This window comes from Candidatus Limnocylindrales bacterium, from assembly GCA_035559535.1.
In the GTDB taxonomy this organism is placed as follows: Bacteria; Moduliflexota; Moduliflexia; order Moduliflexales; family JAUQPW01; genus JAUQPW01.
The window spans coordinates 38,950-57,650 of record DATMBG010000021.1; the positions used below are offsets into that span (position 1 = coordinate 38,950).

Sequence of the window (18,701 nt, forward strand, 5' to 3'; positions counted from 1 at the left end):
CTCCCACACTCCCATACTTTTAGCGTCCTTCATGGATAAACCAAGAATAACTTAAGAAAAAATGCAAAGGTATCATCATTTAAGAGACTTGATATAAGCGATGAGCTGGATCAATTCTTCTTCACTTAGCCGGCCTTCATAAGGGGGCATAATAGGCTGAAAGCCTGCAACAATTTTAGCTTGCGGATGAAGAATCGATTCACGCAAATAATTTTCATCTGCAACCACCGTTTCTCCATTTTGTAAAGCAATGGATTTACCGAATATTCCTACCAGATTGGGTCCTCGTCCCTGGGTACCCAGTCGATGGCAGGTTATACAACCTAAATCTCGAAATAGCTTCTCTCCGGCTGATGCAAGGGAGCCTTCAGCAGCACCGGTACCTGGAGCTTCTGCTAAAGGTGCTGCAGATCCTGGAGCCATACCCGTTGTCACCCCAGCAGGGGAGGTAGACCCCTGTGGGGTACCTGAAGTTGGAGCTTCCCCCGTCATTACGGGGGAAGGGGTAAGGGCACCTGCCTGTTGTATCACGTTTCCACTTAACCAAGCCTGGTATTGTGCGGGTTCCATAACGATTACGCGACCTATCATACCGGAATGCTGAGTCCCACAATATTCAGCGCAAAATAAATGATAGGTTCCAGGTTTGGTTGCCTGGAACCAAAGGGTTGTATAGCGCCCGGGAATCACATCCCCTTTGACACGAAAAGCAGGTACAAAGACGTCATGAATGACATCTTGGGAAGACATGATCAGCTTAATGGGACGATCTACCGGTATATGGAGTTCATTAATTTCCCTTTGTCCTCCAGAATGTTGAAATTTCCACATCCACTGTTTACCGATAACATAAATATCTAAGGCATCCTCTGGAGGGTGGGCCAGGGTAGAATAGATACTGGCTCCCCAAAAAAACATAACCATGAAAAGGCCGAAGGTAAATACCGTCCATAGTATTTCCAGAGGTAAAGAACCTTCTACGGGCCTTGGCCTTTCAGCTTCCGACCGACGATGATACTTGATAGCAAAGTAAATAATCAGGAGAACAACCAGCAGAGATAAAAAACCGGTGATGATTAGCAGGAAATAGAAAAGCGCATCCACACGTCCGGCAATGGTAGATGCTTGCTCGGGAAATAAGGGAAGTTGTTTCATCTATCTTTTAGGGTCCCTCCTTGGTCCTCTGCAAGGAATCATCCTGCAAAGGATAAGAAACAGAAGACCAATTACGATCCCGTCGCCACATGACAAACATAAAAATCCCCAGAGCCAGAACCGTCAGGATACCTCCCAAGCGCACAAGACTTAAAACCGTAGCACTATACTTTCCAGTCGTAGGATCATAGTGGTAACAGAGTAGCATCACCTGATCGACCAGGGAACCGATTTTGTTTGCTGAAGCCTCTACGAGACCAAGGCGTAGGTCTCTGGGTGCAAATTCTACTCCAAAGAAGTAGCGGGCAATCTTTCCCTGAGGGGTTAATAGAATGATGCCGCTGGCATGGGCATATTCATCCCGCTTTGCATCGTAAGTATAATGAAACCCCACGACCTGTGTTAAACGTTCAATGGATGCTTCTTCCCCCGTCAGGAAGTGCCAGCCTTCGGTTGCTCCAGAACGGGCATATCTTCGAAGGTATTCTTCTTTTTTGGTTGCGGCGATCTCCGGGGTATCTTTAGGATCAAAGCTTACCGTAATTACCGAAAAATGCTCCCCAACGTTAAGAGAGAGCACGCGAAGACTACTTATAAGTCCTTCCAGAACCGTGGGACAAAGCAGGGAACACCTGTAATAACTCAATACCAGGATGAGGGGTTTGTTACCAAAGTAATTCCCCAATTGAATCAACCGTCCCGTTTCATCTCGAAATACCAGATCCCCAGGTACCTGCTCGTTCAATCTCTGATCGATACGGAGGTCACCGGGTGATAGAGATTTTTCCTGATGAGCCTGCACCGGAACGGCTACTAAAAGACAAAACATAAAAATTACCCACTTCATTTTTCTTTACTCCCCAAGGATTTAATGTATGCGACAAGTTTTGATACCTCCTCGTCACTAAGTTTACCTTCATAGGGAGGCATAATAGGGGGAAAGCCGGCAACGACCTTTGCCATTGGATTGAGGATCGATTCACGGATATACGCTTCATCAGCTATGACCGTTTCCCCGTTTTGTAACTGCACAGGCTTACCAAACACTCCCGCAAGATCCGGCCCACGGCCCCGGGAGCCAATTTTATGACAAACATTGCAACCTGTTTCCTGAAAGAGTTTTTCCCCTTCTGATGCCAGGGATTTTAAAGAAGGTTCTCCAGACGGCCCAGGTTTCTCAACTGTCGGTGCAGCCACCAATCCAGGAACCTGCTGAATACCGGGAAGTTTCAGGGGAGCGCGATAAGGTTCTCCTCGAATGGTTCGACCCGAGCTGGAGTCCTCCACCAACTCATAGGAAAAAAACTCCTGTGAAGATGTATTTTCTTGGCCCTGTGTCCCGTCCCTGGATCTTACCGGCAGACCTTTTTCGGCTATCAATTTCATGGCCTGCTCAATGGGAATTCGGACCGTATTCGTTTTTTGATCAACCCAACCATAGCTATGAAGTAGGGCATCTTCCGATGCACGCATTTCTTTCATATCCCGGGCCGGAGAAACCTGTAATCGAGGCTCTGGAGGAAGCTCTTTCTGGGGACGGGAAACCGTTGGCACCCGGGGCTGGGTCTGCTTCTGATCACGGGCGGAAAAATAGTCAAATAGCCACCAGAGTAAAAGATGAGCCACAACGGCAAGAACAATGAGTCCCACCCCAAAGATGAAAATCCCCCGAACATTTACATCGCTATGCTCATGGCTCACCTGGGGATTCTCTTTATCGGTGGTACGAAGGCTTGTCTTCTCCATTTAAATATAAAAATACTCCTTCAGGAGTCAGGAGCCAGGGATTATGTTAGCTTCTGACCCCGTTTTTTCCTACATTCAATGTTTACTTCCAGTCGAGCTAAAGGCTTCTTCTAAATAGGGATCATAAAGAGGTAATAAAGGTCGACTCTTCAATTGTTGGATAAACTGCGCCAACCAAACACCCCCCACTCCTATGGGGGCCAGGATATCCATCACGTGAACATGCAGATAAGAAACGACCCCTGTTTCCATTTGGGCGGCAGGGGCTATCATCCAGAATAAATCGACCAGGCGCATCAAAAGCATCCAGACGGCTATGATGGCAAGCACACGCCGGTTGCGTTTTATAGGTCTCGATAGGAGCAACAAGAATGGCAAGGCAAAGTGAAAGAGAATAACAAATAAGCCTATCCACTTCCAGCCACCCTCCATTCGACGCAGGTACCAGGGAGTCTCTTCGGGGAGGTTACCCGACCATATGATAAGGAATTGAGAAAATGCGAAATAAGCCCAAAGCATTACAAAAGCCAGTAGCAGCTTACCGAGATCATGGAAATGGGTTGGTGAGATAACATAGCGTAGGGGCCGTGCATATAAGGGGTCGGGGACTCCGGACTCCGTACGATCTGTCAGCAAAACTGCAACAACAATTGCAAATGAAAGAGCCGAGATTCCCTGCCCTCCCATAAACATAATTCCAAAGATGGTGGATAACCAATGGGGTTCCAGGGACATCACCCAATCAATCGAGGCAAAGGTAACGGTTAAGCCATAGATTACCAATCCAGGACCGCTAAGTAATCGAAACCGTCTCAACTTGGCGTACTCTACATGTTCAGGAAGACGGTGATCCGCCATCTGATCCTGCTCCAAAGACCACTTGTTCAAGAAGTGGGAGACGCTCAACCATGCCACAAAGTAAAGGGCTGCCCGAACCAGAAAGAATGGAATATTTAAGTAAACACTTTTATGCTGGAGGATAACATCCTTGACAACCTCTTCTGGACGTGCCCAGGGGTATAAGTAACGAAGACCCAACACAAGGGGTAGAAACAGAAGTACCAGGAGTGGGAATGTTCGGGTTGCGGCTTCGAGTAGGCGTCGGATGACCAATCCCCATACTCCACCCGACAGGTATTGCACCATTAACAGGGCAAAAGAGCCAAGGGCAATTCCAATCCAGAACATATAAGCCAACAGGTACGAATGAAAAAACTGTCCGGGATTGAAGAACGCCCATATAATACAAAGTGCCAGGCCTACCACTCCAATCTTGAAAGATCGCTGCTGTATCTGATCCAGGTCTTGCATGGGTAAACTATTTAGATTTATTTAAAGTGAACGGAGAGTGTCTAAAGTTAAAAGAACCCAATCCTGGAGGTTCCTTTGACTTCGGGTATGTATCCTTTAGACACTTTAGTTCATCTGCTGAGTTTGGCACGCTCCTCCGCCGGTATATCTTCAAGTCTAGCATGCTGACTGAGCTGTAGTGCACGAATATAGGCAATAATGGCCCATCGATCCCGGGGTGGGATTTGGGTCGCATAATCCGGCATAGCTCCGAAGCCGTTGGTAATAACATCAAAGAAATAACCAACCGGAGCTTCTCGCAATCGATCTTGATGAAACGAAGGGGGAGGGGTATAACCCCTGCGTACAATCATCCCATTTCCACTCCCTGTACGATCATGACAGGGGGAGCAGAAAATATTATACCGCTCCTGCCCACGTTCTAATACCGTCCAGGTTACCGGGAATGGAAAAGTGTTGGTAAAGTCCTTACCGGATTTACCGGTATAGAATTCTGTATCCTCCCGGAGATAACCCCGGGCTACAGTACCGGGTGGAAGAGGCCGTGCAGATTGACCATCGGCAAAAAATGTACTTGCCTCAAAGGGGTCATATCTGGGTTGCTCGGCCATATCTTGACGACAACCCACGATCAAAAAAGCAAAAAGCAACAGGCAAAGGATAAACATCCAACGATTATCCAGGGATCCTGAAAACCCGTAAAATATTTCATTCCAGAATCGTATTTCTGTCTTCGGTTTTTGACCTTTTAGCTTTTGACTTCTCATCCTGATTAATGCTCCACCTCATAGACCACACGGGGTGCCAGCCTTTCCAGGAAGTACCTGGTCGTTTCTGGATCAAAACGGGGGTCTGTAGCTTCAATACACAGGAAGAATCGATCTCGTGTTGCAAGGGCGAAACGAGGTACATTAAAAACGGGATGGTAGGGCATGGGAAGACCGTTCAAGGCCAACATACCCAACACCGCAAACAGAGATGCCACGAGAATCGTACACTCAAAAGTAACCGGGATGAAAGCTGGCCAGCTATTTAGAGGACGTCCCCCGATATTGAGGGGATAATCTATCACGGCGGTATAATACTGCAAAAAATATCCTCCCACACACCCTATCAAACCTCCTATGAGCACGATAAGTGGAAGACGGGTTTGACGGAAACCCAGGGCTTCCGTTAATTCCTCAATGGGAAAGGGAGTATAAGCATCCATCTTCCGATAGCCTTCTTCATAAGCCTTACGGGCTGCAGCGACCAGATCACTTGGATTCTCAAATTCGGCCATTAAACCATATATCGGAGGCCTTCCATCCATCAAAATGAAAGAGATCCAGGAAATTAGAAGCAAGGAAGCCTGAAATCTTGCTTCTAGCTTCTGGTATCTGACTTTGAATTTTCAATCTTCTATATAATCAACCAATTCCCTGACTTCCGCCTGAGGTAAAATCGTCCGCATTTCAAAGATGGAAATCATGGGAAGGAAGCGAATAAACAAGAACAGCAGAGCAAGGAACAGACCGATTGTACCCACAAACATAGACCAATCAAACAGGGTTGGAACATACATATTCCACGAGGAGGGAAGAAAATCCCGATGTAGACTGACGACGATGATAACAAAACGCTCTAACCACATCCCGACATTGACGATCAAAGCGATTACAAAAAGGGCCGGTACACTCGTTCGTACCCGTTTGAACCAAAGTACCTGGGGGATTAAAACATTACACAGTATTAAGGCCCAATAAAGAGGGGCATAGGGTCCCTGCATCCGATTCAGAATCATATATCTCTCGTAAGGATTCACACTATACCAGGCCATGAAGGCTTCCATCATGTATCCATAGGCTACAATAAGGCCTGTGACCAGGATAATCTTGGCCATATTTTCCAGATGCCTCATGGTAATAAAATCTTCCAGTTTATAAACTGCCCGGATCGGAATCGCAAGGGTCATCACCATGGCAAAACCGGAATAAATGGCCCCGGCCACAAAATAAGGAGGAAAGATGGTAGCATGCCATCCGGGCACGATCCCCACGGCAAAATCAAAACTTACGACGGTGTGAACTGAAACCACCAAAGGAGTTGCCAATCCTGCAAGTAACAGATAAGCCGTCTCATAGCGGTGCCAATGTTTCGCCGAACCGCGCCATCCCATTGCCAGGATTCCGTAAATAATACGACCCAATCGACTTTGCGATCGATCTCTCAAAGTGGCTAAATCAGGAATCAATCCCACAAACCAAAACAAGAGGGAAACGGTACCGTAAGTCGAGATTGCAAAGACATCCCAGACAAGGGGACTGCGGAACTGGGGCCAGAGCCCCATGGTATTGGGATAAGGAAGCAGCCAGTAGTCAAACCACGGTCGCCCGGTATGAAAAGCCGGATATAATCCTGCACAAGCCACTGCAAACAAAGTCATGGCCTCTGCAAACCGGTTGATCGAAGTTCGCCATTTTTGACGTAAAAGCAGCAGAATGGCCGAGATTAGGGTCCCAGCATGCCCGATCCCAATCCACCAGACAAAATTAAGAATATCAAACCCCCATCCCACCGGGATATTGACGCCCCAAATCCCAACCCCAACCACCAGCAGGTAACCGATAGTATATAACAACATCAGGGTTAACAGGAAGGTTATCCCAAAACCTACAAACCATCCCCAGGGAGTCTTGCGAGTCAGTACGATGGAACTGATTTTATCGGTGATCGACTCGAAGGTGTGTCCCGGCTCGATGACCGGAGAAAGGCCCGGCTGACGAACGGATCCTATTTCCTTGGTTCTAGTCGTTTCGTGTGGAAGTTCCGATTTCATGGATACCCAGTTCAGAGAGGATAAGGCGTTAAGTAGACAGGCGTTCCTTCTATACCCCGCTCCTTACCTCTTACCCTCTATTATTTTCGGTCATTTCAGGGTTAGGATTACGAATCACCGCCAGATAAGTAGTCCGCGGTTTTGTATTCAATTCTGCGAGTAATCCATAGTTACGAGGTTCGGCCTTGAGCTTTGAAACGCGGCTGTTGGGATCGTTAATATTACCAAAGACAATAGCATCGGCCGGGCATACAGCCTGACAGGCTGTTAAAATCTCCCCATCACGGATCTGCCGACCTTCCTTTTCCGCTTCAATCCGAGCTGCATTGATTCGCTGAACACAATAGGTACATTTCTCCATAACTCCCCGGCTTCGGACCGTTACATCGGGATTTCTTAACAATTTAAGGCTTGGGGTATTCCAGTCTGAATACTGGAGGAAATTAAAACGGCGGACCTTATAAGGGCAGTTATTGGAGCAATAACGGGTACCTACACACCGATTATATACCATATCGTTCAACCCTTCTGCGCTATGGGAGGTAGCTGCAACGGGACAAACCACTTCACAAGGAGCCTTCTCACACTGCATACACAAGACGGGTTGATAGTAGGTTTCCGGATTATCCAGCCCTCCGGCGTAATAGCGATCAATGCGCAGCCAATGCATCTCACGGCTCTTCATGACCTGATCCTTACCGACGATGGGAATATTATTCTCGGACTGGCAGGCGATAATGCAGGCATTACAGCCTACACAGGCACTTAAATCGATGGCCATGCCCCAGGCATATCCTTTATATTCGTATTCAGGATATAAGGAAGGATAGGGGCCGGCTTCAGATTCCCCTTCATGTACAAAATTGGGATTTTCCCGGTATTGCTCCAAACTGGCCGAGCGAACCAGATTACGGCCCTCCATACTATGGTGCATCTGGGTACAGGCCAAGGGATACTTCTGGCCTGTTTTTTGAATTTCCAGTCCGGAACCAAACCAGGGTCCGTCAGAGGTACGAAGGACATAGGCATTGAATCCCTGGCCTGTTCCGACCCGACCTGCACGGGTCCGACCATATCCTAAATGCACCGTAACCGAATGATCCGCGTGACCCGGCATAATCCAGACCGGGGCACTCACCACACGCCCCCGATAAATCAGTTTAACCACGTCCTCATTGGAAAGACCCAGGCGTTCGGCGGTAGCTGGACTGATGAGCGCGGCATTATCCCAGGTAAGTTTGGTCAGCGGCTTTGGTAATTCTTGAAGCCAGCCGTTGTTCGCGAATCGACCATCCCAGATACAGGGGTCCGGTTGAAACACAATTTCTAAAGAGGGAGAACCGATTCCCGGGCCTTCGGGTTTTTGTAATTCTATAGCTCTTTGTACCCAATCCGGTTTTAAGGATACCGATTTAGGTGGAAGCGCCGTATCGGGGATAAATCCGGCATTCAGTACGGTACGCCAGAACTGTTCAAAGTCACCGGAAATCTTCCGGCTTTTCCAATAATCCCGAACGATATCGTAGCTGGTCTGCTCTGGCTTATCGGTAAATGCGGCTAATACTTCATGGGCAGTCTTTCCCCCATAAAGAGGTGCAATCAAGGGTTGAAGGATGGTAATGGTCCCGTCGTAGGCCCGGGTATCACTCCAGGATTCCAGATAATGGGCTTCGGGAATATGCCAATGACACAGGACCGAAGTTTCATCTTCATACAGGCTCAGATGAACACTGAATCCTACTTTTGCCAGACGCTCACCAAACGGAAGATCTGCCGGGGCAGTATAAGCCGGGTTGCCTCCTAGAATTACAAGTACATCCACAAGGCCCTGATCCATATCCTGGACCAATTCCCGGAGCGAAGCCATTTGATCCACCGGATTGGCTTCTACCGGATCTGTATAAACCACCGTATTCCCCACGTTACCCAGGGCATGGTTCATAGCGTGGGCCAGGGCATGAACCAGGGGAGGTTGTTCCGGGCCAACTAAAATTAAACTGGTTCCCCGATGTTGCTGAAGATCCCGTACAAGGGCACCTATCCATTGGGCAGGGATAATGGGCGGAGTGATCGACTGATTGCCCAGGGCTCCTATCTCAACACCCAGGGCTACGGCAACGGCCCGTGCAAAACCCTCAATTTCATCGGCCCGTAGCGGAAGTCGGTGATCGGCTACAGCCCCGGTATTGGAAGGCGTACACTCCACCACATACAAACGGTTCATTTTACCCTCACCCATCTGCATCCGCCGTTTGGTAACGAAATCCCGAGTATATCGCAGGCTTCCGGGCCCCCATGTCAAAAAGTCCGACCCCAGAGCCAGGACGATTTCCGCTTTGTCAAAACGATATTGAGTTTCGACATACTCCCCAAATGCCAGCTTAGCCCCTGCCCGGACATTATCCCGTCCCACAGGCTCATATTGATGCCATTTTGCCGATGGGAACATCGTCAACACACCTTGCAGTTGATGGGCCAGGGTTGGTGAGGTAACGGTTTCGGTCAATATCCGCAGGCGAGTCCCTCGGGTTTTACGCTGCTCCGCCAACACCTTACGAAACTCCGCCAGGAAAACCTCCCAGGGTCGAATATCCCCTCGATAGGTCACGGTCTCTGAGCGATCGGGATCATAGAGTGTCAGGACGGAAGCCTGGGCAAACACATCGGTTGCTCCCAGGCTGGCAGGGTGATCTGGGTTTCCTTCTATTTTGGTCGGACGTCCCATATGGCTTTCAACCAATAGACCCGTAGCAAAACCGCCCAGGGACATGGCCGTAGCGAAAAACAAAGGCTTACCGGGCACAATTTCTTCGGGGGGCCGGACATAGGGTACAATCTTTTCATCGGGTGGACGTGCGCAGGCGTTTAAACCAGCAAGGGCTAAAGAGGCCCCCATTAGCCTCAAAAATTGACGACGACTGACCGGGTCTGGCCATTCTGCCGCCTGCTGCGGAAATTCACGATGGAGGAATTCCTGAAAATCTTCGGTTTCGGCCAGTTCTTCCAGGCTCCGCCAATAGAGCGAACCTTGAGTTGCTTTCAGACGCGCACGAATCGAAGCAAGATCCAGTCGCTTATCGGTTGTCTGTTGTCCGTTGTCCATGATTCCTTGTCCGCTGTTCACCGTTCGTTGCACAAACCAACAGCAACGAACAACTCACAACGGACATCTTTTTACCTATTTACTCTTATCGATGACAGGTAGAACAACTGGTAAGAAAGGCAACATCGGGGATATTGTATTCCTTTACAAGCTTTTGTCCCAGCGCAATCTGATCGGCCGGTGGCTGCCAATCCATACTAAAGACATACTCCCGAGGTCTGATGAAACGTTCCGGCTGGCGGTGACATTCCAGGCACCACTCCATCTGGAGAGACTGCTGCTGCCAGGTTAAGGGCATTTGATCAATCCGCCCATGGCACGTCACACATCCAATTCCCTTATTTACATGGATACTGTGATTAAAATAAACAAAATCGGCCAGATTGTGAACCCTTGTCCATTGAATAGCTTTACCAGTTCGCCAGCTCTCGCGCACAGGTTCCAGATAGGGACTGTTAGCCCAGATCTGAGAATGACAATTCATACAAGTCTTCGTCGGGGGAATTCCGGCAAACGAGGATTCCTCCACGGTGGTATGGCAATAACGACAGTCAATTCCCAATCCACTGACATGATGTTCATGACTGAATTGGACCGGTTGTACACGGACTATATTGGCCTGGGTCACATACTCCGAACGATTGATTTGCATCAAGACCCAGGCAAACACTACAAGCATGAAAACGGCTCCAAAGATACTCAGCTTGGATAAGGTATTCGTACTACGGTGAAAGATCTGAGGCATTTTAGCGTATCAAGTTCATCTTATTCTTTCTAGAAAAGATTATCATATCCTGCTCAATTATCAGAACGCACATTGACGTGTTAATACCATGAATATCATGAATGAATGGCGAACTGTCAAGCGAAATTTATAGATTCTCACTTAAATTTGTGGGCTAAAGGGGAGTAACTGAAATCCTAGCGGGATACAGCAAACCTCTCTCTTAGAGAATTATTTAACTCCCTAACGAAGACCAGGACTTGACCTGGCTAAATAAAAGGGAATTCTCTATGAAGGACTTCCCCAGAAAGGATCCTTATACTTTCTTTTCACCGGGCCCCTCCCCTTCTGATGCTGCCTGCGCAAGGATGGCGTTAATTTCTCCTCCCACCAAAATAAAAAACCCCGTCAGATACATCCAGGTTAAAAGGACTATCACGGCCCCGATACTTCCATAAGTCTTGTTATAAGAACCGAAATGACTGACGTAGTAAGAAAATCCAAGTGAGGTGATAAGCCAGCCGATCACAGCAAAAACAGATCCCGGGGTAATCCATTTCCACTCCTGTTCTACATCGGGGGCAAAATAATAAATCATCGCCATGGCTAAAATCAAAAACATGAAGATAACCGGCCATCGTAGGATGGTCCAGGTTACCTCAAAAATACTTCCCAGGCCTATACTACTTACCATCCAACTCCCTATTTGGGGGCCAAAGATCAAAAGGATCGTGGCCGTGATGAGGAGGATTGAAAGCCCAAGGGTCAGGAGAATAGCCGTACCTTTCACCTTCCAAAAGGGACGTCCTTCCTGAACCCCATAAGCTCGATGGAGGGTCTCTATAATAGCGGTCATAGCACTGGAAGAGGCCCAGAGGGCCGTCAGAATACCAAAGGACAAGAGTCCACCTCTCGGGTTAGAAACCAGATCCCGAATATGATCCTGAATAAGTTTTAAAGCCTCCTCTGGAACTACCTTTGCCAGGAGCTCCAAGATCCTATCCATCAGATCAGGAACCGGCACATATCCCAAAAGACTCGTAAGAAAAAGTAAAAACGGGAACAGGGCAAATAAGAAATAATAAGCTAATTGGGCGGCAGATCCCAGGCAATCGTGTTTTTGAACCTTTTTAACCAGGCATCGTAATAATTCTACCTTGCTGAGTCCGCCCAAACGCCAAACTTCTTTGAGTTGTTCTTTGAGAGAAGTCCTTTTTCTTACCTCGAATTTTTCTGTTTCCCGGGTTTTTGTTTTTTTACCATAGTTATTCATGTTATTTCGATCCTGTTAAATTAGGTTTTAACCTTAAAAGCTCCGCAGGAGCGATCTGTTAATTCCCCCCGCATGCGGGGGAAAAGAGCGATAGAGAGGAAAGGGGGGCTTCCTTTGGTAGCAACCCTCTTACCTGAACACCCTAAGCCCCATAAGGGCGGCGTCGAGTTATTTATTAGGTTATTCATTATTCAATAGTATCGCAAAGATCAGGCCAGAAACCTCTCTTAAGTTATCGAAGTAAAGGAAGAGGTAAAAATATACCCTTATCGGGGAAATAAAATTACCCCTGGTTACAGGCTGATGTTGGGGTAGGGGTTATTCAAAACTCTCCCAGGGGAGTTAGTTGAAGGAATTGAATCCAACCTTTTGTCTTTAAACCGATTCATTCACAAGAAAAATAGACCTCCTGGATAGAGACGAGGAGAAGGGCCCATAACCCTCCTAAATTCTTAAAGATCCATGGGAAAATTTCTTCTTTGCTTTGGCATACTTATTGCCCCAATGTAGGTATTATCCATACCTGATGATAGGAGGGTTTTTATGAGCTACTTCAAGCTAAAAATACTAAATTATTTCAGGGTTTTTCTCTTCTTAGGTCTTTTTTCCTTATCTGGATGCTTCAATATCTTACAACTTACCCCCAAAGACAGGCCTCCCACTCAAGAAACCGGTCAAAGGAACGAAGTCATCCTTAAAGATTTTCCCATTTCTTCCCCTCTACCACAAGGAGAAGAGCAATTATCTGAAGCTGAGGCCTTTTTAGAGAATGCAAACTCTCAAAAAACTCCCTACGCCGGCTATTCGGACCAGGCAGAGTTTTATAGTCAGTTTATTCTAAACAAGGCCAACTAAAAACGAAAGGAGGTTATGGACAAATCAAGAAATAATAGCTAAAATTAGCTAAAGGAATAGGTGGAGAGGGTTAATTATAACCTTTTTTTCAATAATTCAGGAAAATATTCCTCAGTTATCAAACGGGACGTTTGACCTACTAACTTGAGAAATCATAACTTATGAGTCCTTCCATATTGGAAAAAGTAAAAGATCAGCTTGGGTTCAATTTTGTGGTAGTACTTCTGGCCGGATTATTAGGTTTTCTGTTAAATACCCTTCCCATAGAGTTATTCTATAAAGTATGGATCTTTTTCGGAAGTATCCCTGCTTTAATTGTTACCCTTACCCTGGGTCCCTTATGGGGATCTCTAACAGCCCTTCTTGCTTCGAGTTATACTGTTTATCTGTGGAATTCCTTTCACGGGGTTGTTCTTTACACCCTTGAAGCTCTCGTACTTGGTAGCCTGGTCAGCCAACAAAGGTCTCCCATTATCATGGACATGTTTTACTGGATTCTGATAGGGTCTCCACTGACCTATTGGTTTTATACTTCCTGGTTAGGTTATTCAAAGATTTACGTAAGCATCCTGTGGGTTGGATTAATTCTAAATGGATTTATCAACATAACTTTGGCTAAATTGCTGCTGTTGCTGTTCCCCGGCATCAGTCTCGGTATTTCTAGAGGAAAGAAACCTTATCCAAGCGAAAGTCTTCAATCTTATCTTTTTGTGACCTTTATCATCGTAGCCATTACCCCGGTTGCCATAATGAGCCTCGTTAACAGTCGCTCCCTGATTAAAAGCAAACTGGAGGAGCGAAAAAATAATCTAAAAGAAATCTCCAACTCGGTAAGTATCAGCATTGATAAATACATAAAACTCCATATGGAAGGGCTCCAGACCCTGGTCAAGCAGCTTGAATCCAGAAAAAATCTGGCGCCTTCCCCAGAAATTGAAAACCTGATCGAAACGGCTTACAAGGAGTATCAAGGATTTTCCGCTGTTTATCTGGCAGATGCCTCCGGCCAGGTCATGGTAATAAAACCGAGTTCCAGTGCTTCAGAGGTGATGAACTTTAGTAGCCGGGATTATTATAAGCAGCTTGTCCAAACGAAAAATACCACGATTTCAGAGGTATTTTTTGCCATAGAAGGAGGTTTTGAACCGACGGTTGTAATCGTTAGTCCGGTTCTAGACGAAAAAGGGCAAATGATGGCTTTTATCGGGGGAACACTGAACCTGAAGGTTATCAATCATTTCATCGACAAATTTAAAACCGATAAAGACCGGGAAATTATCGTGGTAGATGAACGAAATCGGGTGATCAGTTCCAGTAATCCAAAACGTTATTGGGCCCTCAAGGATCTGGGAAACACAGAACTTATAACCCAGGCTCTTAAAGAAGAATCTGAAGTTTTTCAGTATCAGCTCGATGAAGCGAAGGAGAGGGTCTCACCGGAGTCGGCCATCCGTCTGGTTGGGTTCCAGGTTCTTCGCCCTCTAGGATGGAAAGTTCTTATTGAGCAATCCTTACAAGAAATCTACTCGGAAATTCAAGTTATTTATCAACGACTGGCTTTCTGGATCTTTGGAATCTGTGGATTTTCTATCTTTATCAGTATTTTACTTTCCAGAACGATCTCACAGCCTATTAAAGAATTAGAAGCAGAGGCTAAATCCTTCATCAGCAACCTGGGACATAGAAAAGTCTCCTCCCGAAGCCTCATTGCTCCTACGGAGGTAACGACCCTGGCCAGGGCTTTTTCTGAAATGGCTCAAGAGATTGAAGGCTCTTACTCAAAGCTGGAGAGAATGGTTAAGGAAAGAACTGAGGAATTGGAGACTAAGAATTTTGAACTTCAGCAAATGAATAAAAAACTTGAAGAAATCAATCGACTCAAATCGGCTTTCCTGGCCAACATGTCCCATGAGTTGAGAACCCCCTTGAACTCCATCCTGTCCCTGTCAGAAGGTCTGATTCGCAAGATCCCCGGAGAACTCAACCAGGATCAGGAAAAATATTTAAAGATCATCTTCAAAAATGGCAAAGACTTGTTGGAGTTGATCAATGATCTCCTGGATCTGGCTAAAATAGAGGCTGGAAAGATGAAGTTAAATCACCGGGTTTTTGTAGTTAATCGCCTCATCGAGGAGGTTGTGGAGATCATTTATCCCATGACCCAAGAAAAGGGGTTACACTTCTTTGTTGAAGTGGATACATCTACACCCCCTGTGATTTACAGTGATGAAGAGCAAATCAAAAGGATTATTTTAAACCTGGCCAGCAATGCAGTTAAATTTACAGAGAAAGGACTGGTGGTTCTTGGGGTCAAAAGACGCCTCCAGCAAGATACCCAAAGACCATATATTCAATTTTCTGTATCGGATACCGGAATCGGAATTTCGAAAGAGCATCAAGAAGCCATATTTGGAGAGTTTATCCAGGTGGATATTTCCAGGGCCCGTCGCTATCAAGGAGCGGGGTTAGGCCTTGCCATATGTAAAAAACTGGTTCAAATCTTAGAAGGAGAGATCTGGCTTAACAGTGAGCCTGCAGAAGGCTCCACCTTTATGTTTACTATCCCTACCTGTGAAGATCAGATAAGTCCTGAAGCCCTGGCCTATATCCTAGAAGGGGAGAAAAATGTAGAAGCCAGATTTCGAAAATTTGAACTCAGACTTAAGAATGACCAGGGTCGCAAAGTTCTATTGATAGAAGATGTTATATCTACCCAGTATGCGATCAAGTTCCTCCTGGCAACCAGGAACATCCAGGTTATCATCCCAGACCACAGACCAGAAGAATGTTATAAGAATCTGGAGGTTCAACCTGATTTAATCCTGGTGGATGTGTCGATTCCAGATCGAGATGGACACACGATCCTTAAAGCTTTTAGAGAAATCCAAGCATTTAGGGAAATTCCTATCCTGGCGATTACCTCAGGTTCTAAAGAAGAACAGGGAAACAAATGGATAAAAATGGGGTATAATGATTATATTACAAAACCGATCCAGGACTCGGATTTGTTAGATAAAGTAACCTATTGGCTTAACCCAATCTGTTGTTAGTCATCTATTGTCCGTTGTTCATGGCAGGATTATCAGCTTGACCCTATTAAGTTCCTTAGAATCTCTTAATTACAAGGACAAAAAATCCTGGGGATCAGAAAATTTTATGTTGACACCCATATCCTTGGAATCTTTGGCCCTGACAGTGAAAGAATTCTTTCTGACTAAACAGGGTTCGTTTAAACAGGTAAAGAGTAACAGGGGACAACAGATAACGGACGACTGGCAATTAAGATAGTTATGGCAAAAATCTTAATCGTCGATGATAGAAGAGACAATATATTTTCTGCGACGGTCAAATTAAAAGAGGACAACTATGAAATCCTCACGGAGACTCAGGCCGAAGAAGCTCTTAAGAAGGCTGAAGAGGAGTTACCGGATTGTATCCTGCTCGATGTAAACATGCCGGAAATGGATGGATTTGAGATTTGCAGGAGACTTAAACAAAATCCCAAGACCCAGGATATTCCAGTTTTGTTTACAACTGCCATCTATCGAGATACAGAGAGTATTGTAAGGGGGTTGGAAGTTGGAGGAGATGATTATATTGTATCACCGTTTGAAGCTCAAGAACTCAGGGCTCGGGTCAAGGTTCTGGTTCGTCTCAAAAAGAGCCGGGATGAATTAAGAGAGAAGAATCTGGAGTTGGAACTGGCCAATGAGCAACTCAGAGAAAAGAATAACGATCTCATCCGGGCCAATAATTTTCTCAGCAGTATTATGGATTGGTCCGATTATTCTATTCTGACCGGCGATTTGCAAGGGACTATCTTGACTTTTAATGAAGGGGGGAAACGGACGTTTGCTTATGAAGCAGGGGAAGTTATCGGAAAACCCATAGGTATCTTATTTACGAAGGAGTTTAATGAGCCTGAGCAAATCCAGAACATGATCGAAGCCATTGTTACAACCGGACGCTATGAAGGGGAAATGAAAGGAGTTCGAAAGAATCAGGAAATTTTCCCGGTGCATGCAGTATTTACCCTGAGAAAGGATGAAAACGGAAAACCTTTCGGATTTGTCAATATCTCAAGAGATCTTTCTAAAGAGAAGAAACTGGAATTAACCGTTGAGCAGAAGGAGGAAGAACTCCAGAGAGCTACCCAAGAATTAGAACGGAAAAATAAAGAACTGGAACTACGCTACAAATTCAAGAAGGATATCATTGGATATAGTCCCAAAATGCTGCAGGTATTTAAGATTATCGAACAGGTCTCCCAGATTGATTCTACGGTTTTAATTCAGGGAGAAAGCGGGACCGGAAAGGAATTAATCGCTAAAGCCATCCACTACAATAGCCCACGAGCCAAAGGCCCCCTAAGAACCGTTAATTGTGCTGCACTTCCAGAAACTCTGATCGAAAGTGAGCTATTCGGCCACGAAAAGGGAGCTTTTACCGGAGCAGACCGACAAAAGAAGGGACAGTTTGAGCTGGCCAATAAAGGAACGATCTTCCTGGATGAAATCGGAGAAGTCTCCCTGAGTACTCAGGTGAAACTGCTGCGGGTTCTTCAAGAAAAAGAGATCATCCGGGTCGGAGGGGATAATCCAATTAAAATAGATGTCCGAATTATTACCGCTACCAACAAAAATCTGGAAGAAGAAGTCAAAAAAGGAAATTTTAGACAGGATTTGTTATATCGACTCAATGTAATCCCTATCGTTTTACCTCCACTCAGAGAAAGACGGGATGATATCCAGTTGCTGGTCAATCACTTTCTAAAGAAAACCTGTGAGCGCCTGGGAAAGAAAGTCAAAATCTCCCCAGAGGCCATGCAGGCCCTTACGAATTATCAATGGCCCGGTAACGTAAGAGAACTTGAAAATATCATCGAACGGGCCGTGGTTTTTGAAGAGACCGATACCATTACCTTAAGTTCCTTACCTCAGACCATAGCTGAAAATGCTATTCTCAATCCATCCTGGGATAAAAAGGATCAAGGATTTCTAAAAAAGACCTATCAGGAGTTAAAAGAACAGGCCATTGAAAACTTCCATAGGGAACTCTTAGACTGGATTCTGATCAAATACAAGGGCAATGTGGGAGCCGCAGCCAGAGAGCTTGGATTAGATAAAAGTAATTTCAGGAAAATCATTAAGAAATACCATATTAATGTACGGAATTACCGTCAAGGCCTGGCAAGTACCATGGGACGTACCCCAATCAAAAAGGAAGAGAATACCAGCTAAACCCCCTTGAATTTAAGACCAGAAATATGTAAAGATCCTGATTTATGAAGGTTTCTCAAGAGGTACGGGTTTTCGAAGGGGTAGATCTAAACCTTACCATTTAAACAAATCCAAAAAGGGTAAAAGCACAGATAATACCAGATCGGTATTGAAATAGGGTGTAAAATAGGAACAGCTCCTCCCCAGGAGGCAACCTCTTCAGAGGGAAAGGAAAGGGTCTATTCTGGAGTTGGAGTAGGCCACACGCCAATAAGAAAGTCAGGGAAACGGTCCTGGATATCCTCCCCATCCAGAGGGATAATTACTTCATCCTCCCTGAACCGGCTCGTCCATCTCCCGCCTGATACTTTTAACAACTTAAATCTTATTTTAAGAAGAAAGAGGGGAGTTTCTTCGTTTAAATTAAACCTGACCTCCTAATCATCGTAGAATCCCTATGGATCATAACCTTTGATTTAATTTCCTAATACCTGAGG

The 18,701-nt window shown here is 45.8% G+C and carries 13 protein-coding genes; 3 read left to right on the forward strand and 10 right to left on the reverse strand.

The features are described from left to right. Positions 1-75: 75 nt before the first annotated feature. The 10 genes from coxB to VNM22_06120 all read right to left on the reverse strand — a co-directional run bounded on the left by coxB (position 76) and on the right by VNM22_06120 (position 12,130). On the reverse strand, positions 76-1,155 hold the full coding sequence (coxB, locus tag VNM22_06075; protein ID HWP46711.1) for a cytochrome c oxidase subunit II: 1,080 nt from the start codon (positions 1,153-1,155) through the stop codon (positions 76-78). A gap of 7 nt (positions 1,156-1,162) precedes the next feature. Next, positions 1,163-2,002, reverse strand: coding sequence for an SCO family protein (locus VNM22_06080; GenBank protein HWP46712.1), 840 nt, complete (start codon positions 2,000-2,002; stop codon positions 1,163-1,165). Continuing rightward, positions 1,999-2,901 (reverse strand): cytochrome c, encoded by a 903-nt coding sequence (locus tag VNM22_06085; protein ID HWP46713.1) that lies wholly within the window; start codon positions 2,899-2,901, stop codon positions 1,999-2,001. The genes VNM22_06080 and VNM22_06085 overlap by 4 nt, the downstream gene beginning before the upstream one ends. A gap of 75 nt (positions 2,902-2,976) precedes the next feature. Further along, positions 2,977-4,212, reverse strand: a complete 1,236-nt coding sequence (locus VNM22_06090) for a hypothetical protein (GenBank protein HWP46714.1) — start codon at positions 4,210-4,212, stop codon at positions 2,977-2,979. 110 nt (positions 4,213-4,322) lie between these two features. Beyond that, positions 4,323-4,979, reverse strand: coding sequence for a cytochrome c (locus VNM22_06095; GenBank protein HWP46715.1), 657 nt, complete (start codon positions 4,977-4,979; stop codon positions 4,323-4,325). A 5-nt stretch (positions 4,980-4,984) separates the two neighbouring features. Further along, on the reverse strand, positions 4,985-5,494 hold the full coding sequence (locus tag VNM22_06100; GenBank protein ID HWP46716.1) for a DUF3341 domain-containing protein: 510 nt from the start codon (positions 5,492-5,494) through the stop codon (positions 4,985-4,987). A 111-nt stretch (positions 5,495-5,605) separates the two neighbouring features. Beyond that, positions 5,606-7,030, reverse strand: coding sequence for an NrfD/PsrC family molybdoenzyme membrane anchor subunit (nrfD, locus tag VNM22_06105; GenBank protein HWP46717.1), 1,425 nt, complete (start codon positions 7,028-7,030; stop codon positions 5,606-5,608). A 70-nt stretch (positions 7,031-7,100) separates the two neighbouring features. Beyond that, the gene (locus tag VNM22_06110) at positions 7,101-10,133 is read right to left on the reverse strand and encodes a TAT-variant-translocated molybdopterin oxidoreductase (GenBank protein ID HWP46718.1); all 3,033 of its coding nucleotides are present in this window, start codon (positions 10,131-10,133) and stop codon (positions 7,101-7,103) included. Between the two features lie 85 nt (positions 10,134-10,218). After that, positions 10,219-10,878: a cytochrome c3 family protein gene (locus VNM22_06115; GenBank protein ID HWP46719.1), complete on the reverse strand. Its 660-nt coding sequence runs from the start codon at positions 10,876-10,878 to the stop codon at positions 10,219-10,221. A gap of 295 nt (positions 10,879-11,173) precedes the next feature. Next, positions 11,174-12,130, reverse strand: coding sequence for a YihY/virulence factor BrkB family protein (locus VNM22_06120; GenBank protein HWP46720.1), 957 nt, complete (start codon positions 12,128-12,130; stop codon positions 11,174-11,176). Between the two features lie 543 nt (positions 12,131-12,673). Here VNM22_06120 and VNM22_06125 point away from each other — a divergent pair. From VNM22_06125 to VNM22_06135, 3 genes are all read left to right on the forward strand, one after another. After that, positions 12,674-12,985 (forward strand): hypothetical protein, encoded by a 312-nt coding sequence (locus tag VNM22_06125; GenBank protein ID HWP46721.1) that lies wholly within the window; start codon positions 12,674-12,676, stop codon positions 12,983-12,985. 161 nt (positions 12,986-13,146) lie between these two features. Further along, positions 13,147-16,035, forward strand: a complete 2,889-nt coding sequence (locus VNM22_06130) for an ATP-binding protein (protein HWP46722.1) — start codon at positions 13,147-13,149, stop codon at positions 16,033-16,035. A 240-nt stretch (positions 16,036-16,275) separates the two neighbouring features. Next, a complete protein-coding gene (locus VNM22_06135; protein ID HWP46723.1) occupies positions 16,276-18,225 on the forward strand; it encodes a sigma 54-interacting transcriptional regulator in 1,950 nt (649 codons plus the stop codon). Positions 18,226-18,701: the final 476 nt, after the last annotated feature.